This is a genomic window from Exiguobacterium sp. s163 (assembly GCF_018617135.1).
GTDB lineage: Bacteria > Bacillota > Bacilli > Exiguobacteriales > Exiguobacteriaceae > Exiguobacterium > Exiguobacterium profundum.
In genome coordinates, this window is sequence record NZ_JACSJN010000007.1 from 118,045 (window position 1) to 144,215 (window position 26,171).

A 26,171-nucleotide genomic window follows, 5' to 3' on the forward strand; every position below is an offset into this window, starting at 1 on the left:
AAAGGTGATGTTATGGAACGACTCATCATTCATGTGGACATGGACGCATTTTATGCCTCTGTCGAACAGCGTGACCGTCCTAACTTACGAGGAAAGCCCGTCATCGTCGGAGGTCCTCCCCACAGCCGCGGGGTCGTCGCGACATGTTCCTATGAGGCGAGGAAATACGGCGTACACAGCGCGATGTCATCACGTCGCGCTTTTGCCTTGTGTCCCCATGCGACGTTTGTCAAACCACGGTTTCAGGCCTATCGACAAGTCAGCGCACAAGTGATGGAGATTTTTAAGTCGGTCACACCGCTCGTCGAACCACTCTCGCTCGATGAGGCTTACCTCGATGTGACGGAGAATTCGTTATTGAGTACATCCGGACCCTTTATCGCCCGGTATATATTAGGCGAGATTAAGCGTCGCACCGGCCTCACTGCATCTGCCGGAGTCGCACCGTCAAAGTTTGTCGCGAAAATCGCTTCAGGATTTGAGAAACCAAATGGACTCACGGTCGTTCCGCTCGATGAAGTGGCAACCTTTCTGGCTCCCCTCTCCATCGAAGCCATGCATGGAGTCGGAAAAGTGACCGCCCAAACGCTTTATAAAAGTGGTTATCATACGATCGGTGACCTTCAACAAACTCGTCCTGAGCAACTGAAAGCCATCTTTGGACATGATCGTGGGCACCAACTATATGAACTGGCACACGGACGTGATACGCGTCCTGTCGTGGCCACGCGAGAGCGTAAGTCGATTGGGTCAGAAACGACGTTTGCATTTGATATCGATGACCCGGAAGAAGTGTTCGAACGGGTCATCCCAGAGATGGAGGACGTATTGCGTCAGCTCGATCGCCGCGACTTGAGCTGTCAAACGGTCACCATCAAAATAAAGACGAGCGAGTTTCAGGCTCGGAGTCATCAAATCAAATTAAACCACCCGACGCATGACCATGATGAGATTAGACGACTTGCCAGACGTCTTTTCGACGAGATGAACGTCATCGAGCCCGTCCGCTTGATCGGACTGACCGTATCCGATTTGATTCCCCGAACTGAATCGACACGACAGCTGACATTCGACGAACTGACAAAACCTTCTCTTGAAGAATGAATGACCATTCATTAAAATGAAGAAAAGGGGGTCGTGTGAATGGAAACATACACGGTGACAGGATTTGAAAATGATGGCACGCTCGTATTGAATGAAATGTTCGAAGCGAGCGACGATCAGTCGGCTAAACAAAAAGGGCTCGACATGCTTCGTGCTGCTGGACATGAGCATAAAGGGGCGCGTATCGTACGACGGGGGCAACTCATCTACTTCGAGCGTTGCAAATTACCGGGGAAACTGAAAGGGACGGCATCTTAACAAAAGTAGACCAGGACAATGATTGTCTTGGTCTACTTTTTCATTCACCATATTTTTTATTCCACGCATCCTGCCATTCTTGAAGATCGGGGTGAATATCTTCAAGCGATTCTCCGCTCAAACTATATCCGTTCCCTGAACCTGATCCGTCTGTCACGGGGAATGATGTCCCGCCGATGACCTTTCCATCCACGATCATTACCGAGACAGCAGTCTGACCGGCGGGAGATTGCTCACCAATCGGATGATCTTTCACCGTAAAGTTTTCGTAGTAGATGGTCTTACCCACGTATTCATCCGGTGATACGGTTTGTAGTCCCCAAACGTTCCGTTCACGATCCTCTGCCAGTTCCTCTAAGGTTAAAGTACTCGTATGCTCTCCTTCAAAAGAAACGATCGAGTACTGTTGCTCCTCGAGATACGCTTCGGCCACCTGCCCGTTCTCCGTCATCTCCGGTTCTGATTCAGTTTCCATCTCTTTCCCACACGCAACAAGAAACAGGCAGAAGAATACAATCATCCATTTTTTCATCATCGTCCCCCCTTTCATCTGCTGATTCCTCTATTTTCGATACTCGTCCCCAAACCTCCTATTCAAAATGGGAAAAGGATGAGAATCATCAGAATTCCTATAATGCCCGTGATGAGTTGCAACGGCACACCGACTTTGACAAAATCCATAAATCGATAGTTACCGATACTAAAGACCATCGCATTTGTCGGAGATCCGAACGGGGTCATAAAAGCGAGTGACGCCGAGATGGCGACCGCAACGACGAATGGAACCGGACTGACAGTCATCGATTCGGCGAGTGCAATCGCTAAGGGGACAAACAAAATAGCGGTCGCTGTATTCGAGATGATTTGACTAAGGAGCATGGTCGAGACGAATAAGACGACGAGTACCCATATAGGACCAAAGTCGGCAAACGTCCTTTCAATCCATTCAACGACCCATCCCATGATTCCCGCCTTTTCAAGCGCCGTTCCTACCGGGATCATGGCCGCAATCAAGACGAGCGAGGACCATTGAATAGATTGATAGGCGACGTCCATCTGTCGGACGGCCCCACTCAACACCATCGCTAGCGCAGCCATCCATACGGCAACGGTCGGATCGACCCATTCGAATATGAACAGGAGCAACAACATGAGCATGATGATGCCTGCTGCAAGCTGATGACGCCCCGATACGACTCGATTGGCTACCTCGGTCACCCGTTCATTTGATAACAGGTCATGTGTCTCTCTTTCCATCCGCTCTAAATCATCCCATGTCCCCTGTACCATCAACATGTCTCCTTGCTTCAACGGGGTGTCTGTCAATCGCACGTGTGCGATCTCTTCTTGTGGTCGGATGACTTTCAAGACATTGACATGAAATTGATTACGTAACTGACTCTCACCGATACGCTTCCCGATTAATCGACTCACCCCTGGGACCGTGAACAGGAGAACCCCTCCGGTTTGATCATCTACACGGGTGGCCTCAATCGGTTCAAATGGTATCTGTTCTTTTTCAGAAAAGTTCTGAACGTGCCGTTCCTCACCGCTGACAAGTAATTCCCCCGCACGTAGTACGGTGTCCGCATGAGCCGTCTCATGATGGTGCCGTCCATGAACTCGTTCCTTCAAGACTATAACCCCTTCATGAGACCATGAAAGGTCACGTAACTGTTTCCCAATTAACGGATGACTCTTTGCAATCGACATCACATAGACGTTTGGACGCAATGGCTCACTTATCTCCGTCTTCAACCACTGTTTCGCCCCTTCTTGATGGAGTAAGCGATTCCCGATTAGACGGAAATAGATCAATCCAATCACCATCACGACCAGACCAATTGGAAACAATGAAAAGAATCCGAGCGGTTCATCCACGAGGCCGCGGAGTGCTTCTGCCGCAACGAGATTGGGAGGTGTCCCAATCAGTGTCATTGTTCCACCGATGCTTGAAAAAAAGGCGAGTGGCATGAGATAAGAATCCGTAGACTGTTGGATTTTTCGTGCCATTACCATCACAACAGGAATGAGCAAAGCGACGGTCCCCGTATTGGACATGACACTCGACAAGAGCGTCACCGTCAACATAAACAGATAGAATAAACGCGTCGCATTCCCTCCTGCGTATGGAACAAGCAAAGAAGCCAACCGTTCCGCCAGACCAGAATGAAACAATCCCGCTCCGACCACGAACAGTCCAGCAATCATCAAGACGACCGGATTGGAGAAACCAGCCATCGCCTCACCTGGGGTCAATTGTTGTGTGAGCACGAGGCAAACAAGTCCAATCAATGCCACTAAATCCGCCCGTAACCATCCTGCTATAAAAAAGAAAATCATCCCTAAAAGGATTATCACCGTGATCATGCTGATTCACCCTTTCGCTATTGTCACAATTTCATTATAACCCACTTTATGTAAGCGCTTACTTAAAGCGTGTGACAATCTCATCAACAAAAAAACGGATGGCTCTAAAGCCATCCGCACATCATTTGTTATTGAACTTCGTTTTCGTTCACCATCGGGGCATAAAGCTCCTCGAGTGGTTTCATAATGATTTTCGTCACTTCTGTGACGAGTTGGTGCATGCGTTGCTCTTCTTGCATGAGCTCCATGATCAATTCGTTCTGTTGAACGTTCATCATTTTCGTTTGTGCATCCATCATTTCCTGCTCAGAGATTTCCTCTCCTTGCATCTGCTTTTGTTGAAGCGTCATTTGGATGTTACGGAAGTCAGCGAACAACTGGTTCGCTTCCGCATCCGCATTGACACGATCGTATAAAGAAGAGAGTGTTGTGAACTCTTCAGAATCGCGAAGTGCTTTCTCCAATTGGTAAGCTTGGTCGTACAAGTTTGTTTGTGACATGTAACGTCCTCCTAAATGCTATTAGGGTTAAGCCATCACAAGATGGCAATCAACCCTTGAATCAACCCAATCATACCACCTAACAGCGCACCAAGCCATGTTATTGCCCGGAACTCTCGTTTCGAGATCGATAAGACGATCTCTTCGAGGTACGACGTGTCGAGTGATTGGACCTGCTCTTGCACAATCTTATCAATCTTCAATCGGTCCATGATTGTCTCCATTTGGTTCGTGAAGCGCTCAATGACAAGCGCGACACCTTGTGGAACGAGTTCGTCGACAATGCGGGATTCGACGGACTGTGTATACGACGAGACCGGACGATCCAATAATTGTCCGATTGGCAAACGAGATACAACTTGGTCTGTGATGCCATCGATGAGTCGTGCTTCGAGTCGGTCATCGATCAGTGTATCGACCGTCTTCTCACTGAATCGCTCAAATTCACGCGTGATCATCGTCGTCATTCCGTCACGGGTCGATTGACCACGTAAGATGTTGACGATTTCTGGTCGAACCATCTCGACAAAGTTCATGTTTTGAATGAACCCTGCGATAAATCCGAGACGACGCTGGACGAACGAGTCAACCATGTGACGAAGTTGCGCCTCACCTTCAGGAGAATAGAAATATTCCTCTGATTTGACGAGAAGCGCCTCTACGACTTCAGGAATGACCACTCGTACACGGTCCATCCCTTCTTCTCCAAGTAACTCAAACAGCTTTCGTTCTTTCACTTCAGCCATGACGTTCGATAGCTCGTCACGTAGTTTTTCATCTGCTAGCGTGAGGAATCGTGCCTCTGCGTTCGGATAGAGGGGTTCCAATAGCTCGCGAACCGTCTTATCCGAGCGTAACATCGTCTGGACCTCTTGTTGCGCAAAGTGCGTAATATGCGTCGTCACTTGGTCATCTAGCAATCGCTTCCGCATACCCTCTGGTGTCAATAGGTGTTTGACGACCGTCTTCCCTAAACTAGATGCCAGTTCATCTCGACGTTTCGGAATGAGTCCTGGTGTAAAAGGAATCCGGAATGAACCGATGTATTTCGGTTCGTGTGGTCGGAACAACATCTTGATGGCGAGAAAGTTGGTCACGCCCCCGATGGTCGCCCCGATCAATATCATGAGTAAAATCTTAAATAACCCGTCCAAACTGCAAGCCTCCGATCTGAAATATGATACATTGTTGTTGAGGTGATAGTATTGAATACGTTTGATCGTATTAAATCGATTTTTCCGACTGCTGTCCATCGGTCGGAAGATGCATCTGGTGACCTTGATTGGTTCGAGACGCAAGATGGTACCCTATTCGGACTCCCCGCGTTCGAATTGAGCGAACGCGAACAAAAGCTGTTGGCGATGTGGGCGACGCCAATCCTTCAATCAGACCCCCATCAACGAAAATGGCAAGCAACACTTCAAGATGAGACGTTTCGTTTTGAGCAACCGTTTCGGCTCATCTCTCTTTCTCTCCAAGAAGCAGAAGAAGAATCGTTCGAATCCTTCGTCAATATCGTCCGTGACTTTATGCCGCATGCCAAGGTCATCTTGATGTCGACAAGACATATCGAGCTAATTGAGCAAAGCCCATTCGTCGATCTTCAGGAGTTTGAAGACGTATTGCGGGCCATTGCGAGTGACTGTTTCATCGAGGCACATGCTGTCTATAGCGAACGTCCACAAGGTTCGCTTGCCCATGTGTATCGTCAACATCAATTGCTCATGCCATACGCACGTATGTCTACTAAAACTTACCCTGCTAGTCAATTATTATACCATTATTTACTACAACAGGACTCAAAAGAGCGGATGCATATCACTGCCCCGTTAATGCAAATGCTCGATTTATCGACAATCGAATTATTAGAGGCGTTGTTTCGTCACTCGTTGAATGTCTCGCATACCGCCAAAGCACTGTTCATGCATCGAAACACGCTAAATTATCGGCTCGATCGCCTATTTGAGACGACGGGTTACGATGCTCGAACGTTCTATGACGCTAGCCTTCTTCAACTCATGGTCATGTTGCACAAATCCGATTGACGGTTTTTGTGCAACTTGTCCATATTCAATGCAAGCGGTTTCATTATATAATCGTTCTTGTAAGCGCTATTATATACACATAGATTCTTTAGGAGGCTAACGACATGGCAGAAATTCGTTTAGAACACATTGATAAAATTTACGATGGTGGCGTAAAAGCCGTCAGCGATTTCAACTTGCATATCAAAGACCGTGAGTTCATCGTTTTCGTCGGACCGTCTGGTTGCGGAAAATCGACGACACTTCGTATGATCGCAGGACTTGAAGAGATTTCAAACGGTGACTTTATCATTGACGGGAAACGAATGAACGATGTCGCTCCTAAAGATCGTGATATCGCCATGGTCTTCCAAAACTACGCACTTTATCCGCATATGAGCGTCTACGACAACATGGCGTTCGGGTTGAAGCTCCGTAAGTTCCCGAAAGACGAGATCGATCGTCGCGTAAAAGACGCTGCCCGCATTCTCGGTTTGGAAGAATACCTCGAGCGTAAACCAAAAGCGCTGTCAGGTGGACAACGTCAGCGTGTTGCCATCGGTCGTGCAATCGTCCGTGACGCAAAAGTCTTCTTGATGGATGAGCCACTCTCAAACTTGGATGCGAAACTCCGTGTACAAATGCGTAAAGAGATCATTCAACTCCACAACCGCTTGGACACAACGACGATTTACGTTACCCATGACCAAACGGAAGCGATGACACTCGCTACACGGATCGTCATCTTAAAAGACGGAATCATTCAACAAGTCGGTTCGCCGAAAGAAGTATATGATCATCCAGACAACATCTTCGTCGCCGGCTTCATCGGTTCACCATCGATGAACTTCTTCCGCGGTACACTCGCAGAAGGCAAATTCATCACGAACGGTGAAGAAGTCAACGTACCAGAAGGAAAAATGAAGACGCTTCGTGATCGTGGCTATGTCGGAAAAGAGCTCGTCCTCGGAATTCGTCCCGAATCAATCCACGATGAGCCAATCTACATCGACTCACCAACGACACACACGTTCAAAGCGCACATCGACGTCGCTGAGCTCATGGGGTCTGAGTCTTACCTCTACGCTGAACTCGGTGGACAACAGTTCACAGCACGCGTTGACGGTCGCTCGAACATCCACATGGGTGACGATGTCGAACTCGCACTCGATATGACAAAAGCACACTTCTTCGACGGAGAAACTGAAGCAGTCATCCGTTAAGGTATACAAAAAACCTCGATTCGTATGAATCGAGGTTTTTCTTATCGAATCGCGTAACGCTGTTCGAGTTTGTGTTGACCGGCTTGGATCAAGGTCGATAAAATCCAGTAAATCGACGCCGAGAACAAGAGCAACGGCATGACCAAATACGTCGTGGCCGCAATCTGGTCAGACACGTACGTCAACTCCTGTACCGCGATGACCGTCCCGAGGGATGTCGACTTGATGATGTCGATGACCGAGTTCGAGACAGGTGGGATGGCACGTGAGAGTGCCTGTGGGAAAATGATGTCTTTGAAACGTTTCATTTTCGGAATGCCGAGTGCGACACTTGCCTCCACTTGTCCTTTGTCGACCGAGTTGATGGCTGCTCGGAACGCTTCTGAGATATAAGCAGCGAAGTGGAAGCCTAATCCAAAGATGAGCGACTGCATCCCACTGAGTTGAACGAACCCGGTGAGCCCAACATATAAGATCAACAGTTGAAGTAAGAGCGGTGTTCCACGGAAGAACGAAATGTACGTCCGTGTGAACAATCGTACAATTTTAATCGGACTACTATGAAGTAAAGCGATGATCAGACCGAGCGCCAAGGCGAGAAGAATCGACAGGACACTGGCGATCAACGTGAGCTGGATGGCTTCAAGATAGGCCGAGCGGTTCTCTATGACGGTCGTGATCAGTTCATTCATTGACTGATATCCTCACCGAAGTACTTCTCACCGATTTCTTTCATCGTGCCGTCTTCTTTCATCTCTGTGAGCGCGTCGTTCAACTTGTCAAGCACGTCGCTATCTTGACGTGTCATGAATCCAGCTTCACTTGTGTTGAAGATATCACCGACTGCTTTGACGTCATAACCTGTTTTTTCAAGTTCCGTCAAGATGAAGAGACGGTCGTTGAGGGCCGCGTCCAAACGACCGACTTCGAGGTCTTGAAGGACTTGGTTCGCCCCTTTGTAGAATTTCACTTCAGCGCCAGCTTCTTCAGCCATTTGTGCATAAGCAGAACCTTGTGTCGATCCGACTACTTTTCCGTCGAGGTCGTCGATCCCTTGGATGTCATTGTTGTCTGAACCAACGATGACTTGAGCTCCTGACACCGCGTACGGGTCAGAGAATGCATAGTTCTCTTTACGTTCCTTTGTGATGCTCATTTGGTTGGCAATCATGTCGATGCGTTCAGCGTCGAGTGCCGGGACAAGTCCTTTGAAGTCCATTGCTTCGTATTCCACTTTATAACCGGCACGTTCTGCCGCTTCATTCAAGACGTCGATGTCATATCCAGTCAATTCACCTTTTTCTTTGTACGTGAATGGTGGGTATGTCGCTTCTGTTCCGACCGTGATGACCGCTTCGTCCGCTCCACTGTCTGTTTCGTTACCGCATGCTGCGAGAAGCCCGACTGAAGCTCCGATTGCGAGTACGCTCGTTAATGTCTTTTTCATAATAATTCCGCCTTTCCTATAATCCTTATATGATTACACGGTTTTAAACAATATCCTCATCATACTGGCGCGATGTCTTCATGTCAAACAAAAAACATCACCCTATTTCTAGAGTGATGTTCCTTATCAATCAATCGCTTTCGCTTGTTTCATAACATCCGCCTCAATCGCTTCACGTTTTGCGGTCGTCTTCTCGGCACGATCCGCATGCACACTGAAATAAAACTTGATTTTCGGCTCGGTTCCAGATGGACGAAGACAGAACCACGAACCGTCCGCAAAGACGAATTTCAAGACGTTTGATGATGGCAATTCAATCGTTTCCGATTTACCGGACTGTAAATCGATCGCCACTTGTTTCTTATAGTCTTCGAAACGGGCGACCTCATATCCACCGACTTCTTTTGGCGGATTGGCACGAAACGCCTCCATCATACGTCCGATTTGCTCGAGACCAGCTTTTCCTTTTAACGTCATCGACTGCAAGGACTCTTCATAGAATCCATACTTCTCGTAAATCGACTGCAGCGCATCATAAAGCGTCCGACCGTGTTGCTTATGATAAGCTGCCATCTCGGCTGCGAGTAGGCAAGCCTGAACAGCATCTTTATCACGACAGAAGTCTCCAATCAAATAGCCGTAGCTTTCTTCATACCCGAAGAGGAATTCATATTCGCCTGATTCCTCATATTGTTTGATCTTCTCCCCAATGAACTTGAATCCAGTCAACGTGTTCTCAAGATGTACACCGTACGCTTTTGCAATCGCAGCACCGAGTTCAGACGTGACGATCGTCTTAGCGACAAATCCATTAGACGGCAACGTACCTGTCTCACTCTTTTGTGAGAGGATGTATTCCATTAGGAGCGCGCCTGTCTGGTTACCAGTCAAGACGAACCATTCCCCGTCCCGTCCGCGCACGGTTAAGCCAACACGGTCTGCATCCGGGTCCGTCGCCATGAGCAAATCAGCCTCGACCCGGTCCCCGTATTCCATCGCTAATTTAAATGCAGCCTTTTCTTCCGGGTTCGGATAACTGACCGTCGGGAACGCACCGTCTGGCTCTGCCTGCTCTTCTACGATGGTCACGTGCTCAAATCCATACGCCTTTAGCCCTTCCATGACCGGACGGCGTCCCGTCCCGTGGAGTGGCGAATAGACAATCCGGAGGGGGCTGTCCTGTATGTCACGGTGGATTCGAATCGACTGGAGTGCCTCCATATAGGCTTCATCGACTGATGAGTCGACGGTGAGGAGTAGCCCCGTTTGTCGGAGCGCTGCTTCATCTTCAATCTCAATTTTCAGCTCATCTTCAATCGCATTGACATACGTCACGAGTTCATCCGCTTCCGCTGGTGGCAGCTGTCCCCCGTCTGCCCCATATACCTTGAACCCATTATATTCCGGCGGGTTGTGGCTCGCCGTGATCACGATGCCACCGAACGCATTTAAATGACGAACGGCAAACGACAGTTCAGGTGTGGCACGTAAACTTGGGAACAAATACGTTTTGATTCCGTTTGACGCTAATGTCCGCGCTGCCTCTAACGCAAACTCGGGCGAAAAATGACGTGAGTCATGGGCGATGACGACGCCATGACGTTTCGCCTCTTCCCCTGATGCTGAGATAAAATCAGCAAATCCTTGTGACGCTTTTCGAATCGTATAGACGTTCATTCGGTTTGCACCCGGTCCGATTTCTCCACGCATCCCGCCTGTTCCAAACTCGAGCGTCTTATAAAATGCATCTTCTAACGTAGTCTCATCTTTTGCGAGTTCTTCGAGTTCCGCACGTAAATGCGGCTCGAGCCCTTCGAATTGATTCCAACGGTCATACGTTTGTTGCCATGTCATGATTCATTCCCCTTTCACCCTCAAAAAATTCAATCGAAGTACTCGCCAATTGCTTCCATCTTGTATACGATGAGAGTAACGAAACCTCGAGGTGATATTAATGTTTCCAACAATGCGTGCCCAAGAGTTAAAACAAATCGTGCATACGAACTCGATTCGTTTCATCGATTGCCGATATTCGCTAAACGACGCGTCCTATGGTAAATCTGTCTACCGAAAGGGACATCTTCCGAACGCTGTCTTTCTCGATTTGATGGAAGACTTGTCCGGTCCGCTCGGCGAACATGGCGGACGTCATCCGCTCCCTTCGAAAGAAGCATGGACGGCAACACTTCGTCGCATCGGCTTGAAAAAAGAAGATTTGGTCATCATTTACGATGACGGCTTCCCATTCGCAGCTCGTGCATGGTGGCTCTTCAAATGGGCCGGTCACGAACGGGTCGTTGTGTTAGAAGGCGGTATCCAATCCGGCATCACTTATTGCGGTGAGACCACGACGGACGTTCCACACTATCCGACAAGCGACTATACGCCAGACTTCCAAGACCATATGATTGCGACACTCGACGAAGTGAAAGCTGCTGCGAGCGGCTCGCTCTATGATTCGCGAACCGAAGATCGCTTCAACGGGTCACATGAACCAATCGACTCAAAAGCAGGTCATATTCCGAACGCATTGCTCTGCTCTTATGCCGAGGCCATCACAGAACTCGGGACGTTAGAAGACTTCCACGACTTGAAAGAACTGTATAAAGATGTTCTTCCCGTCGAGAACCCTATCTTTTACTGTGGTAGCGGTGTGACCGCCTGCGTCAATATTTTGGCGCTTCACGCTCTCGGGAAAGATGATGTCCGGCTCTATCCGGGATCCTATTCCGATTGGATCAGCTATCCAGAAAACGAGGTCCACCCCTAAGGGTGGATCCTTTTTATTTTACGCTCGTCGGTTTAATATTCCAGACCGCGTTTGCGTATTCCGTGATGGTACGGTCACTCGAGAAGATTCCTGACTTCGCCGTATTGACGATTGAGCTTTCAGCCCAACGTGATTGGTCACTGAACACCTCATCGACTCGTCGCTGTGCCCGCATATACGAGACAAAGTCTTTCAAGACGAGGAAGTCATCGTTATAGACGAGGAGAGAATCGAAGATGGATTGGAATTGATATTCGCCCACTTTATCGAACGTTCCGTTGACAAGACCATCGACCACATCTTTGATTTCCTGATGTGCGTGATACATCTCTGCCGCATGATAGCCCCCGAACTTCTTATAGTTCATGACTTCTTGCGGAGATAATCCAAAGATAAAGATGTGATCATCACCGACGGCGTCACGAATCTCGATATTGGCCCCGTCTAACGTTCCAATCGTCAAGGCTCCGTTCATCATGAACTTCATGTTTCCGGTACCGGATGCTTCATAGCTCGCAGTCGAGATTTGTTCGCTCAAGTCAGACCCTGGGAAAATCCGTTCGGCCATGGAGACACGATAGTTTTCAAGGAAGATGACTTTAATGAATTGACTCGCCCGCTTGTCCTTATTGATGAGCGTGGCAAGGGCATTGATATAGCGAATAATCTCTTTCGCATAGTAGTATCCCGGTGCCGCCTTGGCGCCGAAGATAAACGTGCGAGGCACCATCGTAAACGTCGGGTCCGCTTGAATCTTCAAGTAAAGCGCATGGATGTGAAGAGCATTCAGCAATTGTCGTTTATAGGCGTGCAAGCGTTTGACTTGTACGTCAAAGATGGAATGAGGGTCCACTCTCTCTCCCGTTTCTTCTTGAATGTATGCCGCTAAGTCCAATTTGTTCTGTTGCTTCACGTCCATGACTTTTTCTTGGAAGCTCCGGTCTTTCGAAACATCCATCAACTTTTCCAAGTCGTTCGGATGTTCCACCCATGAGGGGCCGATTGCTTCCGTGATGGCATCGGATAGCCGCGGGTTCGACTTCAAGAGCCAGCGGCGGTGTGTGATCCCGTTCGTCTTGTTGTTGAAGCGAAGCGGGAACATCTCATATAAGTAACGCATCTCGCGCTGTTTTAAAATATCCGTATGAATTTGCGCTACGCCGTTCGTTGAATGAGAACCGACGACAGCGAGATTGGCCATATTGATCTGTTCGTTTGACACAATTGCAATCTCTCCCATATGGGATTCGAGGTGCGGATAGTTGACGAGTACGTCTCGACAGAAACGTCGATTGATTTCTTCGATGATTTGATACACGCGCGGCAGGAGGCGTTGGTACATCTCGACCGGCCATTTCTCAAGCGCTTCTGCGAGTAGCGTATGGTTCGTGAACGACATGACGCTCTTCGTAATCCGCCACGCCTCGTCCCAACCGTATCCATGCTCATCCATCAAGATGCGCATCAATTCAGGAATTGCGACGACCGGATGCGTATCATTGATATGAATCGCGTAATGGTCGCCTAACTGCTTAAGTGATTTATTTCGCTTCAAATAGGAAGCAAGCATCGATTGAATGCCTGCAGATACAAAAAAGTATTGTTGTTTCAAACGTAATACTTTTCCTTCATACGTCGTATCATCTGGATACAAGAATTCCGAAATGGTAGCAATCGACTGTTTATGTTTCAACAAGTCTTTATACGTCCCTTTCGTCTTCTCTAAATACGCCTCGTCGTCAAGTGGTGATTCGGCGTTCCAAAGACGTAACGTATTCACGACATCATTCTTATAACCGATAATCGGCATATCATACGGAACGGCAAGAACAACCTCGTCTGGATGATGGACGACACGCAATCGATCTCCGATTTGTTTCATCTCAATCCAGCCACCGAAATTAATCTCGACCGCTTTATCCTGACGTCTCGTTTCCCACATGTTCCCGTCACGGAGCCAGTTATCCGGCAGCTCGACTTGATAGCCGTCTACAATTTTCTGTTTGAAGAGTCCATAACGATAGCGAATCCCATTTCCATGCCCAGGTAAACTGAGTGCAGCCAACGAATCGAGGAAGCAGGCGGCCAGGCGCCCGAGCCCCCCATTCCCAAGACCCGGCTCTGGTTCCAACTCGGTAATGTCTGTGAAGTCGTATCCGAGATCTTGCAGTCCGTCTCTAACGAGCTCCAATACGTCTAAACTGAGCAAGTTGTTGTATAAGAAGCGACCTAATAAAAATTCTAGCGAGAAATAGATGACTTGCTTACTCTGTTTTTCTTCTTGACGGTCGCGCGTGTGAATCCATTTGGGCATGGCCTGCTCGCGTACCATCGTTGCCAATGTTTGATACACTTCCTGCTCTGTCCCATCCTCGATCGACTTCCCGTTCAATGCAATGAACCGTTCTTTAAATGCGTCGACAAAGCTTTGTTTATCTGTGAACATAAATCAAGTTAGCTCCTTCCACTCATGCGAATAAATGATATAACTCACGATATTGCTTGGCGGATTGTTTCCAGCTATAGTCCGCGGTCATCGCTTGATGGACGAGGGCATGCCAGTTTTCCTTTTCATAGAAGACACGAATCGCTTTTTCAATCGTCGCCAACATCTCATGAGCATTGTAGTTCATGAATCCAAAACCGGTCCCTTCTTGCGTGAACTCGTTGTACGGCTTCACGGTATCCCGGAGTCCACCTGTCTCACGTACGATCGGCAAGGTGCCATATCGCATGGAAATCAATTGACTGAGACCACAAGGCTCAAAACGTGACGGCATTAAAAAGGCATCCGATCCCGCATAAATCAAATGTGCGAGTTCGATGTCAAAACCGATATATGACCCGACTTTCCCGGGGTGAGCGGCTGTCATCTCGTGAACGATTCCTTCATATTCCGGTTGTCCCGAACCGAGGAACGCGAACTGGCAAGGGAGCTGTCCAAGTTCTTCACGGACACCGTTGATTAAATCGAGCCCCTTTTGGTCAACGAGTCGGCTGACAAAACCGATGAGCATGACATCGTCACGTACTTCAAGCCCAAGTCGCTCTTGTAACGCTCGTTTATTCGCAAGCTTTCCTTCTTTGTACGTATCAAGGTTATACGACTGTTCGATTCGTGCGTCTGTGTTTGGATCGTTCGTTGCCAAGTCGATGCCGTTTAAGATCCCTCGGACATCGACCGCGCGATGACGCAACGCCCCGTCTAATCCTTCACCGTAATAGGGTTCCATGATTTCGTCGCGATACGATGGGCTGACGGTCGTGATTTGATCGGAATGGACGATGCCGGCTTTCATGTAATTGACGAGACCGTTATGTTGAATTCCTTCGGCCGTGAAATGTTCAGGACCGAACTGTAGCAATTCTCCAAGAATCTCTTCTGGGAAAATCCCCTGGTATTGTAGGTTATGGATGGTATACACGGTGCGAATGCGTTGATACGCTTCAATATGTTGATAATGGATTCGTAAGAAGGCCGGTAAAATACCTGTCTGCCAGTCATGACAATGCAGGACATCGGGTACGTCTTCCATCTTCCCAATCATTTCGAGTACAGCGCGAGAGAAGAAGGCGAATCGTTCAGCATCATCAAAGTGTCCATATAAGACGCCGTCACGTTTAAAGTAATACTCGTTGTCGATGAAGTAATACGTGATGCCGTCCCGCTCTAACTTCAAGACTGCCCCGAACTGTTTGCGCCACCCGACCGGAACAATCAGGTCGAATAAATACTCCATCTCGTCCACATACTCTTCAGCGATCGAGCCATATTTCGGCATGACAACACTGACTTCTTCTCCTAGGCCCGCCACCGCTTGAGGGAGCGAACCGACAACGTCGGCCAGCCCCCCCGTTTTCATGAACGGTGCCGCTTCTGAAGCAACATACCAAATTTTCATAAAATCCTCCTCATACCACTGTTCGTTTCGCGATGACAATCGGTTCGTCGATTGTGCCTCGGATGACCTGTCCTCGTTTTACAACGACTTCTTTATCCAGAATGGCATTTTCAACGACAGCTCCTTCTTCAATGATCGATTTTGATGAAATGATTGAGTTTTTCACGCGTGCGTGTTTACTGACTTCAACACCACGGAAGAGAATACTATTTTGCACCTCTCCATGAATCTTACATCCATTTGCCACGAGCGCCTCGTTTACTTTTGATCCTTTCAAATAACGAGTCGGTGGCTCATGTTTGATTTTCGTGTAGATATGCGGGAAGTCATAAATGATGCCTTCGCCACGGAGTAATCGCATGCTTTCATTATAGTAAGAAAGCACCGAGTGAATGACCTGCATTTTCCCGACATAATGGTACCCGTGCACGTGTAAACGATGAAGCTGGGGACGAATGACGCCATCCAACAGGTCATATTCGCCTTTAGAGGTCGCTTCATCAACGAGACGCATGAAGAGATTCTTCGACATAATGATCGTTTCTGTGTACGTGTACTCATCATCCGGTGAGAAGCCTCGCTCAGAGATGCCGACGACGCGGTCATTTTCCCCAAGGCGAATCGGACGGCAGTAGCCACATTTCTGTTCATGGGTCGTATAGGCAAGCGTGATGTCCGCGCCCATCGATTTATGATGTGCGAGCATGTCGTTGTAGTCAATCGTCGTCAATACATTCGAACCTGTGATGACCACATACGGCTGTTTGCTGCGAATGAAGTGTTCACGGTGCATCGAGAAGTTGGCCAAGTCGCCAAGAAACGCTTCCCCGTCCGGTTTCAACGCTGGTGGGAAGATGTGGAGACCACCTTGCGAACGGTCCAAATCCCACTCTTTTCCCGAGCCGAGGTGATCCATCAACGAGCGATACTTGTCTAACGTAAAGATTCCGACTTGATTAATATTTTGTGTGATCATATTCGTCAAGGTGAAGTCAATCAGGCGATAGCGTCCTGAGAATGGGACTGATGCCAGATTACGATGTCCAGTAAATTCCGGAAACAGACCTTGTTCCGTTCCTAAGTTAATGACCCCTAATAAATCGTTCGTCAACAGTAACGCCTCCTTGCGTGTCTCTTTACTCGTATTAAACTCTTTGTTTGAAGACGGTTCCACTTTCAATGTTTTCGTGTGGTTCAATAACAACGATTTCACCACCCGGCTCACCTACTGTCGCGCCGTCTTCAATGACTGCACAGCTAGCGACAATGGCTCTGTGAATTGTTACATCCTTCCCGATTCTAGCTCCTGGCATGATCACCGAGTCTTTAACGAGTGAACCTTCTCCGACACGGACGTCGTAAAATAGCACTGAATGTTGGACTTCGCCTTCGATATGACATCCTTCGTTAATTACAGACTGTTCGACACAAGCATCTTTTCCAATATACTGAGGAGTCTGGTTCGGGTTGACCGAATAGATTTTCCACTCCGGGTCATATAAATCGAATGGAGGCTCTTCTTCCAAGAGGTCCATATTCGCTTCCCAAAGAGACTGGATCGTACCGACGTCTTTCCAATAGCCTTTGAATTTATAAGCGAAGACGTCGAGTCCTTGAAGAAGCGTGTTCGGAATGATATTCTTCCCGAAGTCAAAGCTAGACGTTTCGTCTTCAGCATCTTTAATCAAGTGTTCGCGCAAGACGCTCCAGTTGAAGATGTAAATCCCCATCGAGGCCAAGTTGCTCTTCGGTTCTTCTGGCTTCTCTTCGAACTCATTGATGCGAAGGTCATCCGCTGTGTTCAAAATTCCGAAACGCGGCGCTTCATCCCATGGCACTTCCATGACAGAGATGGTTACATCGGCTTGTTTTTCTTTATGGGCTTCGAGCATTTTCTCGTAGTCCATTTTATAGATGTGGTCCCCCGAAAGAATCAACACATAATCCGGATCGTAATCATCGATGTAACTCAAGTTGCGATAGATAGCATTGGCCGTCCCTTCGTACCAGTTTTTCCCCGACTGTGCTTGGTAAGGTGGGAGAATGGCTAACCCCCCATTGCGACGATCTAAATCCCACGCCGTCCCGATTCCTAAGTAACGATTCAATTCAAGTGGCTCGTATTGCGTCAATACCCCGACTGTTGTAATTCCCGAGTTCGTGCAGTTTGACAATGGGAAATCGATAATGCGGTACTTTCCGCCGAAATTCACGGCCGGTTTCGCCGTTTTTCGCGTAAGAGGCCCCAATCGTTTTCCTTCTCCTCCCGCAAGGAGCATCGCAACCATTTCTTGCTTCATAAATAATAAGCCTCCTCAAAATCGTGATATACAACCTCTTTTACCCTTTTTCGCCCTTTCCTAAAGTATTCCTTCTCGAATTATTATATGATAACGTTTACATTTTTATTTTTTTGTAAATTGGACGATATAATGTATAGAGAGAGGTGAAATAGATGAGAGCTTGGATTGGAACCTTATTTTTTGCTGGACTTTTGGCTGCTTCCTTGTCACTTGCCACTGCATTGAAAGAAGAGATTGATCAGGCAGATGAAATTCTATCTTGGGGACAAGAGCTGGTATCGGCACAACCACTCTCGTCAATGCATGCCGTCACACTCGCATACAACGGTGGAGAACAGCAAATCTACTTGGCGGGCCGCAGAAATGACGTGTCTCCGAAAGCGTTACCCGAACATATCCAAGATGCGATTACAACCATCGAAGACCGTAAGTTCAATGCTCATCCCGGTTATGATTTGAGCGGGATTGCCCGAGCATTTATCAATAACGCGAACGAGACATCTGTCCAAGGTGGGAGTACAATCACGCAACAGTTGGCACGGAACGTGTACCTCACACATGAACGGACATATGAACGAAAAGTGAAAGAGTTATTGCTTGCTCGAGCACTAGAAAAAAATTATAGCAAGAAAGAAATTTTAACAGCTTATAGCAACGTTATTTTTTTTGGACATAATGTATATGGGATTCAATCGGCAGCCGATACATACTTTTCAAGACCGCTCGACGATCTGAATTGGAATCAACTCGCTTACTTGTTGACAGTACCGAATAATCCGTCACTTTATGATCCGCTCAATCCATCTGATGCTTTTTTTGAGCGTAAGGACCGAATCTTGACGCAACTGTTTGAAGCGGGTGTTCTCTCGAAGAGTGCATATGATCAGTATCATGGTGTCAAGTTACAAGCGTCGTTTCGCATTCAAACGATTCAATACCCGGACTACATGGATACAGCCGTCCGCGAAGCGATTCAATTGGTACGGTCACGCTATGACTTAGACGATGCCGAGGCAAGAGATTATTTATCCACACATGAAGCGACGATCGAGACTTACTTATCAACCGGGAAGCAGAAACAAGCAAAACAGGTGATGAGTCAACTCCCTCCCGGTGTGAACGGTGGCTATGCGGAACTGACACCTCAAGGGAGAATCGTGGCCATGGTCGACTCTGAGATGACGCAGGTCGGTGAGTTCAACCGAGCGACCCAGGCGTACCGCCAACCAGGTTCCGCAATCAAACCGATCCTCGTTTTCGCCCCATTTATCGAAGAGACAGGAGCGAAACTTGACACGGTACTTGACGGTCGTCCGGCTTGTTACGGTTCTTATTGTCCCGGAAATAGTCACAACCGTGTGTTAGGCGATGTCTTATTGAAAGATGCGGTCGCTTTCTCGTATAACACACCTGCGCTCGCCGCCTTCTCAGCAATCGATCAGGAACGCGCGTATAAGACAGCTGATATGATGTTCAGTCAATGGGATGAACAGGACGAGAACTTAGCGAGTGCCCTTGGCGGTCTCACACAAGGGGTCTCCCCAAAAGAACTCGCCGCCGCCTATACCCCGTTCTTAAATAAAGGCGAGTATACATCCGGACATACAATCAAACAAATCACATTCAAGTCCGGTGAACCAACACTGACCCCGATTTTAACGGAAGAGACAGTCTGGTCTCCGGAAACGATTAGTGAGATGAAAAAAGCGTTATCGACCGTCACCTCATACGGTACAGGTCGCTATGCGAATCAGCTGAAACGTGAGTTTGAGTATCTCGGAGGAAAGACCGGAACAACGAACGACAACAAAGATATGTGGTATGTCGGACTGACCGATCGCACCATCACCGCCATCTGGCTCGGTGCCGATACGCCTCGCCCATTCCCGGAACTCGCCAACCGTGCGTATCCGGCGATTGTCTGGACACAGGCACACCAATAAAAGGAGTCAGCCACTGAAAAGTGGACTGACTCCTTTTGCTTTATAATCGACGTTCGATTTGAAGTCGATATGCTCCCCAATGCTCCATTAACTCGTCGTGATTGATTAGTTTCCATGGATTGAAACGGACTTGACCATGTTTATTGAAATAGAGTCCTTGTCGCACACAGTAACTCGCATGGACCAGTTGCCCTTGGTCGCTCCAAAACGTCAGGACGTCATTCGGCCTCAGTGTATCATCCTTCACAGTTTCGTACCTACTTCGCTTTAATGTCTGAAGGAACGTCTCTGGATGAACCCATCGGTGAACGACCTGTTCGTTTCCCGTGACCGCAAACAACGTCGCCGCGAGACAGTTACTTCCATCCTGGATCGGAAACCGATTTGCATAATCCGCAATATGCGAAGCAATCGAGTCATCACAGGGTTCCCCTTCCCAACGATCCCACTCCTTCGCATAGTCGAGCAGGAGAGAATGACGCATCTCGATGTCGAGCTCATTCCAATTTTGCGGATGCAAAACGATGACACACGCGCCATCCTTCTCTATAATCATCTCATTCGATAGACGTTTCATCTGCTCGACTGATATCGGCAAAACAAGACCACGATGGGTCGTCACTTGAAATTCCAATAAACGTGTTTTGACGTGCTCCTGTAACTCCTTCAAAAAGCTAGAGAACGCATGGATGACATAAGTCACGTCTTGACCCATCTGCCACGTCACATACGGATTCGTGATGTCGGGTCTGCGGTAAAGCGGATGATTGAAAAACTCCTGCCTCGGAATCACGAGACAGGAACTCGGTATATCCTCAAGAAACGAAGAATCAATCCAATACAAGGTTTCCTCTGGGACAAATGATTGACACCACGCTTCAATCACATCCGAGGTCGGTCCAAAAGAATGCTTCATAAGATAATATCTCCGACAGAGTTGAACAAGCGAAGGACCGACCAACCTAACCCGCTGATCAACGTCGCCCACATGACGGCCTGCATAAGCAATAAGCCGATGGCTCGTGGGACGGACATCGATTGGCTTACTTGCCAGACATAGTAAAAGAGATACATCAAGAGCGTTCCTACGAGGACGGCGATGACGGCGAGTAACGTGTTCAAAAAGAGAAAGCTGATTCCAGACCCGATGAGGAAGATGATGGCCCCAGGTTTGAGCCGATGAAGCGACGTGCCATTCGTTTCGCGCGCAAAAAAGGCGAAGCCGAGTTGATTGAACGTATCGGCCACCAATTTGAAGGCGCTAAACAACATAAAGAAAATCGTGAAGAATACAACGAGCATGAGCACTTTCGTCTCTTGCACCGATAATAGTTCGATAATTTCACTATATACGCCAATTTGATTCAGCCATTGGATTACGTACTCGGAGGTCGCAATCGCAAGTGACATCGAAAACAAAATAATTCCGATGAGTGGGGCATAGCTCAGTAAGTACACATTCGTTTTCATGTTCCTTCTCCAATTTCACAGTAATTTCTTATATTCAGTGCAATTCACCTACCAAGTATATTATACTATTTATAGTTATGGAGAATAAAAGGGGGATTTTTGGATGGGCCTATTATTGATGGTTGGAATCAGCGTCGTCTTCCTCGCAGCAATTTTGACAGCTGGATATAACCGTAAACCTGAGGGTAACGAATAAGAGCCTGGATTCTTACGAATCCGGCTCTTTTTATTTCAATCCTGCATATCCCTGTTGACGAAGCGCCTCATAGACGATGATGGCTGCTGTATTCGATACGTTCAATGAACGGACGAGGTTCGATTGTGGCAGACGGATGCAGCGATCTAAATTGTTCTCGATGACTTCCATCGGTAACCCTTTCGTCTCACGACCAAAGACGAAGAAATAGTCACCGTCTACATCTGAAACGTCCAAATCACTCGGGTATTGTTCCCCGTACTTCGTAATATAAAAGAACTGACCATCCGGATGCTTCTCCCACAGCTCTTCTAACGAGTCATGATAGCGTACATCGACAAATTGCCAATAGTCGAGACCGGCACGTTTTAACATCTTATCATCCGTCGAGAACCCGAGCGGACGAATCAAATGAAGCACCGAGTTCGTCGCCGCACACGTACGTGAGACGTTCCCTGTATTTGCTGGTATTTCTGGTTGAAACATTACGACATGAATTGCCATGGTTGATTTCCCTCACTTTTTCATTTCAAATTCTAGAAGGCGTTGTTTCTCAGCCAATCCTCCCGCAAAACCGACTAGCTTCCCACCACTTCCAATGACACGGTGACACGGAAATAGAATCGGCAACGGATTTCGATTGAGCGCCTGACCGACGGCGCGAACGGCTTTCGGTCGACCGATTTGTTCAGCAATTTGCTTATATGTGCGTGTCTCGCCGTAAGGAATGGTCAAGAGCGCATCCCAGACCTCCTGTTGAAACGGTGTCCCGTTCATTTCGACGTAGACACGATCTGCTTCTTGAAACCCTGTCCGCTCGACTCGCGTCATGAGATCCCGCAACCATTCAGGCGCCTCTTCTGTCGGTTCATGTGTTGTGAACTCCAATTCGGTCAACTTACCTGCTCCATTTATCTCGTACATTAGCGGTCCCCACTTAGACGACACGATCTTCATGTGCCCACTCCTCTCGATATATGCGAATCTCTTCATGAACCATATCAGATGTTTCATTCCGTTCAATCTCTTCAAATATCGAATCGGCATCAGGTCCAAGAATCGCACCGATTGCCCAAACAGCCGTCGCGCGCATATCTTCGCGTTCATCCTGTTTAATGAATTCCCTTAAGATTGGAATCGCTGAAGGTTCACGGTAGTGCGCGAGCGCTAAAATCGCATTTCGTTGAATCGGTTTCTTCCCGCGCCATGCGCCTGATAAATGTCCGAACTTTTGTTTGAACTCCCGATTGCTTAATGTCAGAAGAGGCTCTAAGAGCGGTTTGACAATCTCAGCTTCCGGTAACAATTCCTCATGGTGGCGCCAATCCTTTTTGCGATTATATGGACAGACTTGCTGACACGTGTCACATCCATATAATCGACCACCAAGCTTCGACCGAAACTCTCGTGGCATCAACGTCTTCATCTGCGTGAGATAGGCGATACAGCGCTTCGCATCGAGGACACCTGGTTCTACAAGGGCCGTCGTCGGACAAGCTGTCATACATTTATCGCAATCCCCACATCCGTCTTCAATTGCTTCATCCGGTGGTAAGTATACATCTAAAATCATTTCGCCCAAATAAAGATAGGATCCTTTCTCAGGAGAGATGATGGAACAGTTTTTCCCACTAAATCCAATCCCCGCACGTTCTGCGACAGCACGGTCGACGAGCTCACCCGTATCGACCATCGAACGCGTTCGCACGTTTGGAACCAATTCTTCAATGTACGCTTGAAGTTTGGCCAATCGATCGCCGACCGCCCGATGGTAATCGAGTCCCCACGAAGCACGAGCAAACAACCCTCGTCTCTCGCCGGCGACACTACGGGGCGCATCTTTTAATTTACTTGGATAGGCGATGGCGATCGCAATGATCGACTGGGCTTCTTCAAGTAAGAGCTCCGGGTTCGTACGTTTCTCTAAGTCGGGCTCTTCAAACCCAGAGGCAAACCCTTTCTCTTGCTGCCGAATGAGTCGTTGTTTCATGACGATGAACGGATCAGCTGTCGTCACTTTCAACTCATCAATCCCGATGGTTTCGGCATACGCTAAGATTTGTTGTTTTAATGTGTACGGGTCCATTCCGTTCACCTCCTCTATATATTTTCGCATACAAAAAATCTCTCCGCCACTCGGCAGAGAGATATGAAGCGGGTGAAGAGAATCGAACTCTCGTCATCAGCTTGGAAGGCTGAGGTTTTACCATTAAACTACACCCGCATGAAATATTGTTGTCGTTCAAGCGACTATAGTTAATATACACCTATACTATTAAACTGTCAACAAGTATTCGTAAGTTTTTCTAAAATCAATGAAATCAATATGTTAATATATCTTAATCATTCAAAAGATCATGGATGAAACAAAGAATCGAGTGGCGTCAGGATTTGAAATTAACGGCCGTGCCCCTCTGTTTCTGCACACGTCAACGCTGTAAGTTGACCGTTCTGATACAAATCCACATGAAGGAAACGATCTTGGATATTGTTATAGATATGGAAGACGTCTCGTGTTTGTCCAATTCGCTCGACTTGCTTCAAAAGTTCTTCTTTGACGGGACGTGACATCTGATTCGCAACGTGTGTATGGAAGATACATAACATCTCCGCTTCAGGTACACGCGATACGAGTTCTTGTAACTTCGTCATACCATCCCCTTCAATGAGCGTCACCTTATTCAAATTGACTTCATTCATGGCGGCCTGAAGCAGTTGCCGCCTTGTTTCATGTTCTGGCCAAATTAACACATTTAACCATGACCGCTCTGCTTCGTCTGTCAAATCCACATTGTTCAGACGCGTTCCGATTTCTAATGGCCTCGTAGCTTCGAGACGGAATGGTTCATCTGATTCAACGGCCGCTGAGATGTTTACTGATGAGGCGTTTATCGGATTGAATGAGACGCCATTATACTCATAAGCATATTGATCCACAAATAGTTGAAGCCCTGCACTCGTTCCGATTTCGAGCAGTCCGAGTGATCGCTTCTTCTGTTGTTGAATCTTCGAAAAGATTGGATACAAGTAGGGGCATCGTTGAACCTCGTTCGTCAGCACACGACGGGTCTTCAATCGATGACGGATCTCACTTTCGTATGTATGGCAAAAAGCTAAAAAAGAGGGAAATACATCTTCAGCTTGTTTTGGATATTTTGTCACGCTAGGATAATAGGTGGCCAACTCATCAGCAGAGTGTTGAATTAACAGTTCATGAACAGCTGCAAACAATAGATTTGGAACAAGTTGTCCCTTTAGTATGTTTTCACACAAAGATAAGAGCCATTCATGCTGGGCCACTTCTCGAGCTAGCACTTCGTATAAGCGACTAGAACCCACACATTCGTTGTCAGCAAATCGGATGAACCGATTCGATTGTTCTGTATATTGAATATCATCCATCTCGTTTCTTCTTGTTAAAACATTCGAGCTGAATGAATGTCCTTCCTTCTCAAAAAAGGATAGAGAACAGAAAAAAGACCCTAACCTCAGTTAGAGTCATACGGATACCGGTGGTCGGAGTCGAACCGACACTCCAGAGGAACACGATTTTGAGTCGTGCGCGTCTACCAATTCCGCCACACCGGCATATTATGTTGGAGGCGCCAGTCGGAATCGAACCGACGATAAAGGAGTTGCAGTCCTCTGCCTTACCACTTGGCTATGGCGCCAAAAGTCATTGGAGCGGAAGACGGGATTCGAACCCGCGACCCCGACCTTGGCAAGGTCGTATTCTACCACTGAACTACTTCCGCAAAATGGCTGGGCTGGAAGGGATCGAACCTTCGCATGTCGGAATCAAAATCCGATGCCTTACCACTTGGCTACAGCCCAATAATAATGGGGCGACTGAAGGGAATTGAACCCTCGAATGCCGGAATCACAATCCGGTGCGTTAACCACTTCGCCACAATCGCCATGATAAAATTAAAACAGGGGCAGCAGGAATCGAACCCGCGCTGACGGTTTTGGAGACCGTAGTTCTACCGCTAAACTATGCCCCTAAGTGGTGGGGGGGGGCGGATTCGAACCGCCGAACCCGAGGGAGCGGATTTACAGTCCGCCGCGTTTAGCCACTTCGCTACCCCCCCACATATGGTGGCTTTGGACGGAATCGAACCGCCGACACAAGGATTTTCAGTCCTTTGCTCTACCAACTGAGCTACAAAGCCGTATGTAGTATGATTGATTTTTAAATAAAAATGGCGGTCTCGACGGGATTCGAACCCGCGATCTTCTGCGTGACAGGCAGACATGTTAACCCCTACACCACGAGACCGGACTTAATTGCGGGGGCCGGATTTGAACCGACGACCTTCGGGTTATGAGCCCGACGAGCTACCAGACTGCTCCACCCCGCGACGATATAAAATTAAATGGTGACCCGTACGGGATTCGAACCCGTGTTACCGCCGTGAAAGGGCGGTGTCTTAACCGCTTGACCAACGGGCCATTACATATTTGAAAAACTGGCGGAGAGCAAGGGATTCGAACCCTTGAGACGGTTTTGCCGCCTACACGAATTCCAATCGTGCTCCTTCGGCCACTCGGACAGCTCTCCAAAAGAGAAAGTGGCTCCGCAAGTAGGATTTGAACCTACGACCTACCGGTTAACAGCCGGTTGCTCTACCACTGAGCTATTGCGGAACGATCTTGCCTGG

General features: G+C 47.9%; 23 protein-coding genes and 14 tRNA genes. 6 read left to right on the forward strand and 31 right to left on the reverse strand.

The window, feature by feature from the left end; genetic code table 11:
• The first annotated feature begins 12 nt into the window (after positions 1 to 12).
• Positions 13 to 1,104: a DNA polymerase IV gene (dinB, locus tag KNO71_RS15610; RefSeq protein ID WP_214689366.1), complete on the forward strand. Its 1,092-nt coding sequence runs from the start codon at positions 13 to 15 to the stop codon at positions 1,102 to 1,104.
• 39 nt (positions 1,105 to 1,143) lie between these two features.
• The gene (locus KNO71_RS15615) at positions 1,144 to 1,362 is read left to right on the forward strand and encodes a YhzD family protein (RefSeq protein ID WP_015880927.1); all 219 of its coding nucleotides are present in this window, start codon (positions 1,144 to 1,146) and stop codon (positions 1,360 to 1,362) included.
• Between the two features lie 40 nt (positions 1,363 to 1,402).
• Here the strand turns inward: KNO71_RS15615 and KNO71_RS15620 are convergent, their stop codons facing one another.
• The 4 genes from KNO71_RS15620 to KNO71_RS15635 form a co-directional block, all read right to left on the reverse strand.
• The gene (locus KNO71_RS15620) at positions 1,403 to 1,894 is read right to left on the reverse strand and encodes a hypothetical protein (RefSeq protein ID WP_214689374.1); all 492 of its coding nucleotides are present in this window, start codon (positions 1,892 to 1,894) and stop codon (positions 1,403 to 1,405) included.
• A gap of 62 nt (positions 1,895 to 1,956) precedes the next feature.
• Complete coding sequence (locus tag KNO71_RS15625; RefSeq protein ID WP_214689376.1) at positions 1,957 to 3,732, reverse strand: SLC13 family permease; 1,776 nt, start codon at positions 3,730 to 3,732, stop codon at positions 1,957 to 1,959.
• Positions 3,733 to 3,860: 128 nt separating this feature from the next.
• The gene (locus KNO71_RS15630) at positions 3,861 to 4,232 is read right to left on the reverse strand and encodes a YlbF family regulator (protein ID WP_015880924.1); all 372 of its coding nucleotides are present in this window, start codon (positions 4,230 to 4,232) and stop codon (positions 3,861 to 3,863) included.
• A gap of 35 nt (positions 4,233 to 4,267) precedes the next feature.
• Entirely contained in the window at positions 4,268 to 5,359 is a 1,092-nt protein-coding gene (locus KNO71_RS15635; RefSeq protein ID WP_214689406.1) for a DUF445 domain-containing protein, read from the reverse strand.
• A gap of 69 nt (positions 5,360 to 5,428) precedes the next feature.
• Between KNO71_RS15635 and KNO71_RS15640 the strand changes: the two genes are divergently transcribed.
• Together KNO71_RS15640 and KNO71_RS15645 are read left to right on the forward strand one after the other, a co-directional pair.
• Complete coding sequence (locus KNO71_RS15640) at positions 5,429 to 6,277, forward strand: PucR family transcriptional regulator (RefSeq protein WP_287472313.1); 849 nt, start codon at positions 5,429 to 5,431, stop codon at positions 6,275 to 6,277.
• A gap of 104 nt (positions 6,278 to 6,381) precedes the next feature.
• Positions 6,382 to 7,479 (forward strand): ABC transporter ATP-binding protein, encoded by a 1,098-nt coding sequence (locus KNO71_RS15645; protein WP_015880921.1) that lies wholly within the window; start codon positions 6,382 to 6,384, stop codon positions 7,477 to 7,479.
• A gap of 41 nt (positions 7,480 to 7,520) precedes the next feature.
• Here the strand turns inward: KNO71_RS15645 and KNO71_RS15650 are convergent, their stop codons facing one another.
• The 3 genes from KNO71_RS15650 to KNO71_RS15660 form a co-directional block, all read right to left on the reverse strand.
• Complete coding sequence (locus KNO71_RS15650) at positions 7,521 to 8,171, reverse strand: amino acid ABC transporter permease (protein WP_214689380.1); 651 nt, start codon at positions 8,169 to 8,171, stop codon at positions 7,521 to 7,523.
• Positions 8,168 to 8,926, reverse strand: coding sequence for a transporter substrate-binding domain-containing protein (locus tag KNO71_RS15655; RefSeq protein ID WP_078146406.1), 759 nt, complete (start codon positions 8,924 to 8,926; stop codon positions 8,168 to 8,170). The genes KNO71_RS15650 and KNO71_RS15655 overlap by 4 nt, the downstream gene beginning before the upstream one ends.
• Before the next feature lie 126 nt (positions 8,927 to 9,052).
• Positions 9,053 to 10,780, reverse strand: coding sequence for a phospho-sugar mutase (locus KNO71_RS15660; RefSeq protein ID WP_214689382.1), 1,728 nt, complete (start codon positions 10,778 to 10,780; stop codon positions 9,053 to 9,055).
• A 100-nt stretch (positions 10,781 to 10,880) separates the two neighbouring features.
• On the opposite strand from KNO71_RS15660, the gene KNO71_RS15665 reads away from it, so the two are divergent.
• Positions 10,881 to 11,696 carry a sulfurtransferase gene (locus KNO71_RS15665; RefSeq protein ID WP_214689384.1) on the forward strand — a complete coding sequence of 272 codons (816 nt, stop codon included), beginning with the start codon at positions 10,881 to 10,883 and terminating at the stop codon, positions 11,694 to 11,696.
• A gap of 13 nt (positions 11,697 to 11,709) precedes the next feature.
• Here KNO71_RS15665 and KNO71_RS15670 read toward each other — a convergent pair whose 3' ends face one another.
• Genes KNO71_RS15670 through KNO71_RS15685 form a run of 4 tightly spaced genes read right to left on the reverse strand, consistent with a single transcriptional unit; the run spans position 11,710 to position 17,898 of the window.
• Positions 11,710 to 14,142 carry a glycogen/starch/alpha-glucan phosphorylase gene (locus KNO71_RS15670; protein WP_214689385.1) on the reverse strand — a complete coding sequence of 811 codons (2,433 nt, stop codon included), beginning with the start codon at positions 14,140 to 14,142 and terminating at the stop codon, positions 11,710 to 11,712.
• Between the two features lie 22 nt (positions 14,143 to 14,164).
• Positions 14,165 to 15,598: a glycogen synthase GlgA gene (glgA, locus tag KNO71_RS15675; RefSeq protein ID WP_214689392.1), complete on the reverse strand. Its 1,434-nt coding sequence runs from the start codon at positions 15,596 to 15,598 to the stop codon at positions 14,165 to 14,167.
• A 10-nt stretch (positions 15,599 to 15,608) separates the two neighbouring features.
• Positions 15,609 to 16,811 carry a glucose-1-phosphate adenylyltransferase subunit GlgD gene (gene glgD / locus KNO71_RS15680; RefSeq protein ID WP_270812938.1) on the reverse strand — a complete coding sequence of 401 codons (1,203 nt, stop codon included), beginning with the start codon at positions 16,809 to 16,811 and terminating at the stop codon, positions 15,609 to 15,611.
• On the reverse strand, positions 16,744 to 17,898 hold the full coding sequence (locus tag KNO71_RS15685) for a glucose-1-phosphate adenylyltransferase (protein WP_015880913.1): 1,155 nt from the start codon (positions 17,896 to 17,898) through the stop codon (positions 16,744 to 16,746). The genes glgD and KNO71_RS15685 overlap by 68 nt, the downstream gene beginning before the upstream one ends.
• A gap of 155 nt (positions 17,899 to 18,053) precedes the next feature.
• On the opposite strand from KNO71_RS15685, the gene KNO71_RS15690 reads away from it, so the two are divergent.
• Positions 18,054 to 19,844 (forward strand): transglycosylase domain-containing protein, encoded by a 1,791-nt coding sequence (locus KNO71_RS15690; RefSeq protein ID WP_214689394.1) that lies wholly within the window; start codon positions 18,054 to 18,056, stop codon positions 19,842 to 19,844.
• A 40-nt stretch (positions 19,845 to 19,884) separates the two neighbouring features.
• Here KNO71_RS15690 and KNO71_RS15695 read toward each other — a convergent pair whose 3' ends face one another.
• The 20 genes from KNO71_RS15695 to KNO71_RS15790 all read right to left on the reverse strand — a co-directional run bounded on the left by KNO71_RS15695 (position 19,885) and on the right by KNO71_RS15790 (position 26,157).
• Complete coding sequence (locus tag KNO71_RS15695) at positions 19,885 to 20,760, reverse strand: hypothetical protein (RefSeq protein WP_214689396.1); 876 nt, start codon at positions 20,758 to 20,760, stop codon at positions 19,885 to 19,887.
• A complete protein-coding gene (locus tag KNO71_RS15700) occupies positions 20,757 to 21,314 on the reverse strand; it encodes a DUF5366 family protein (protein WP_078146399.1) in 558 nt (185 codons plus the stop codon). Before KNO71_RS15700 ends, KNO71_RS15695 begins: the two co-directional genes overlap by 4 nt.
• Positions 21,315 to 21,540: 226 nt before the next feature.
• Positions 21,541 to 22,014 (reverse strand): tRNA (uridine(34)/cytosine(34)/5-carboxymethylaminomethyluridine(34)-2'-O)-methyltransferase TrmL, encoded by a 474-nt coding sequence (gene trmL, locus KNO71_RS15705; protein WP_015880908.1) that lies wholly within the window; start codon positions 22,012 to 22,014, stop codon positions 21,541 to 21,543.
• A 12-nt stretch (positions 22,015 to 22,026) separates the two neighbouring features.
• Positions 22,027 to 22,467 (reverse strand): methylated-DNA--[protein]-cysteine S-methyltransferase, encoded by a 441-nt coding sequence (locus KNO71_RS15710; protein ID WP_214689398.1) that lies wholly within the window; start codon positions 22,465 to 22,467, stop codon positions 22,027 to 22,029.
• A complete protein-coding gene (gene queG / locus KNO71_RS15715) occupies positions 22,448 to 23,596 on the reverse strand; it encodes a tRNA epoxyqueuosine(34) reductase QueG (protein ID WP_214689400.1) in 1,149 nt (382 codons plus the stop codon). The genes KNO71_RS15710 and queG overlap by 20 nt, the downstream gene beginning before the upstream one ends.
• Before the next feature lie 67 nt (positions 23,597 to 23,663).
• Positions 23,664 to 23,734, reverse strand: a tRNA-Gly gene (locus KNO71_RS15720).
• Positions 23,735 to 23,907: 173 nt separating this feature from the next.
• Positions 23,908 to 24,912, reverse strand: a complete 1,005-nt coding sequence (locus KNO71_RS15725; protein ID WP_251032005.1) for a DUF2332 domain-containing protein — start codon at positions 24,910 to 24,912, stop codon at positions 23,908 to 23,910.
• Between the two features lie 105 nt (positions 24,913 to 25,017).
• Positions 25,018 to 25,098 (reverse strand) — tRNA-Leu (locus tag KNO71_RS15730).
• 9 nt (positions 25,099 to 25,107) lie between these two features.
• Positions 25,108 to 25,181, reverse strand: a tRNA-Cys gene (locus KNO71_RS15735).
• Between the two features lie 9 nt (positions 25,182 to 25,190).
• A tRNA-Gly gene (locus KNO71_RS15740) sits at positions 25,191 to 25,265 on the reverse strand.
• Positions 25,266 to 25,269: 4 nt separating this feature from the next.
• Positions 25,270 to 25,344: transfer RNA gene (locus tag KNO71_RS15745), tRNA-Gln, on the reverse strand.
• Positions 25,345 to 25,351: 7 nt separating this feature from the next.
• Positions 25,352 to 25,427: transfer RNA gene (locus KNO71_RS15750), tRNA-His, on the reverse strand.
• Positions 25,428 to 25,443: 16 nt separating this feature from the next.
• Positions 25,444 to 25,514, reverse strand: a tRNA-Trp gene (locus KNO71_RS15755).
• A 3-nt stretch (positions 25,515 to 25,517) separates the two neighbouring features.
• Positions 25,518 to 25,601: transfer RNA gene (locus tag KNO71_RS15760), tRNA-Tyr, on the reverse strand.
• Between the two features lie 5 nt (positions 25,602 to 25,606).
• Positions 25,607 to 25,682: transfer RNA gene (locus tag KNO71_RS15765), tRNA-Phe, on the reverse strand.
• A 31-nt stretch (positions 25,683 to 25,713) separates the two neighbouring features.
• Positions 25,714 to 25,789 (reverse strand) — tRNA-Asp (locus tag KNO71_RS15770).
• Between the two features lie 8 nt (positions 25,790 to 25,797).
• Positions 25,798 to 25,871 (reverse strand) — tRNA-Met (locus KNO71_RS15775).
• Positions 25,872 to 25,887: 16 nt separating this feature from the next.
• Positions 25,888 to 25,962, reverse strand: a tRNA-Glu gene (locus KNO71_RS15780).
• Between the two features lie 18 nt (positions 25,963 to 25,980).
• Positions 25,981 to 26,071 (reverse strand) — tRNA-Ser (locus KNO71_RS15785).
• 11 nt (positions 26,072 to 26,082) lie between these two features.
• A tRNA-Asn gene (locus KNO71_RS15790) sits at positions 26,083 to 26,157 on the reverse strand.
• Positions 26,158 to 26,171: the final 14 nt, after the last annotated feature.

Excerpts from the sequence above, each read along its gene's own strand:
- KNO71_RS15630 (WP_015880924.1), bottom strand. The coding sequence starts at position 4,232 with ATGTCACAAACAAACTTGTACGACCAAGCTTACCAATTGGAGAAAGCA.
- KNO71_RS15615 (WP_015880927.1), top strand. The coding sequence starts at position 1,144 with ATGGAAACATACACGGTGACAGGATTTGAAAATGATGGCACGCTCGTA.
- trmL (WP_015880908.1), bottom strand. The coding sequence starts at position 22,014 with ATGGCAATTCATGTCGTAATGTTTCAACCAGAAATACCAGCAAATACA.
- glgA (WP_214689392.1), bottom strand. The coding sequence starts at position 15,598 with ATGAAAATTTGGTATGTTGCTTCAGAAGCGGCACCGTTCATGAAAACG.
- KNO71_RS15665 (WP_214689384.1), top strand. The coding sequence starts at position 10,881 with ATGTTTCCAACAATGCGTGCCCAAGAGTTAAAACAAATCGTGCATACG.
- KNO71_RS15650 (WP_214689380.1), bottom strand. The coding sequence starts at position 8,171 with ATGAATGAACTGATCACGACCGTCATAGAGAACCGCTCGGCCTATCTT.
- KNO71_RS15690 (WP_214689394.1), top strand. The coding sequence starts at position 18,054 with ATGAGAGCTTGGATTGGAACCTTATTTTTTGCTGGACTTTTGGCTGCT.
- KNO71_RS15620 (WP_214689374.1), bottom strand. The coding sequence starts at position 1,894 with ATGAAAAAATGGATGATTGTATTCTTCTGCCTGTTTCTTGTTGCGTGT.
- KNO71_RS15625 (WP_214689376.1), bottom strand. The coding sequence starts at position 3,732 with ATGATCACGGTGATAATCCTTTTAGGGATGATTTTCTTTTTTATAGCA.
- KNO71_RS15655 (WP_078146406.1), bottom strand. The coding sequence starts at position 8,926 with ATGAAAAAGACATTAACGAGCGTACTCGCAATCGGAGCTTCAGTCGGG.
- KNO71_RS15695 (WP_214689396.1), bottom strand. The coding sequence starts at position 20,760 with ATGAAGCATTCTTTTGGACCGACCTCGGATGTGATTGAAGCGTGGTGT.
- KNO71_RS15635 (WP_214689406.1), bottom strand. The coding sequence starts at position 5,359 with ATGATATTGATCGGGGCGACCATCGGGGGCGTGACCAACTTTCTCGCC.
- KNO71_RS15685 (WP_015880913.1), bottom strand. The coding sequence starts at position 17,898 with ATGAAGCAAGAAATGGTTGCGATGCTCCTTGCGGGAGGAGAAGGAAAA.
- KNO71_RS15710 (WP_214689398.1), bottom strand. The coding sequence starts at position 22,467 with ATGAAGATCGTGTCGTCTAAGTGGGGACCGCTAATGTACGAGATAAAT.
- KNO71_RS15725 (WP_251032005.1), bottom strand. The coding sequence starts at position 24,912 with ATGGATGATATTCAATATACAGAACAATCGAATCGGTTCATCCGATTT.
- KNO71_RS15645 (WP_015880921.1), top strand. The coding sequence starts at position 6,382 with ATGGCAGAAATTCGTTTAGAACACATTGATAAAATTTACGATGGTGGC.
- KNO71_RS15660 (WP_214689382.1), bottom strand. The coding sequence starts at position 10,780 with ATGACATGGCAACAAACGTATGACCGTTGGAATCAATTCGAAGGGCTC.
- queG (WP_214689400.1), bottom strand. The coding sequence starts at position 23,596 with ATGGACCCGTACACATTAAAACAACAAATCTTAGCGTATGCCGAAACC.
- KNO71_RS15700 (WP_078146399.1), bottom strand. The coding sequence starts at position 21,314 with ATGAAAACGAATGTGTACTTACTGAGCTATGCCCCACTCATCGGAATT.
- dinB (WP_214689366.1), top strand. The coding sequence starts at position 13 with ATGGAACGACTCATCATTCATGTGGACATGGACGCATTTTATGCCTCT.
- KNO71_RS15670 (WP_214689385.1), bottom strand. The coding sequence starts at position 14,142 with ATGTTCACAGATAAACAAAGCTTTGTCGACGCATTTAAAGAACGGTTC.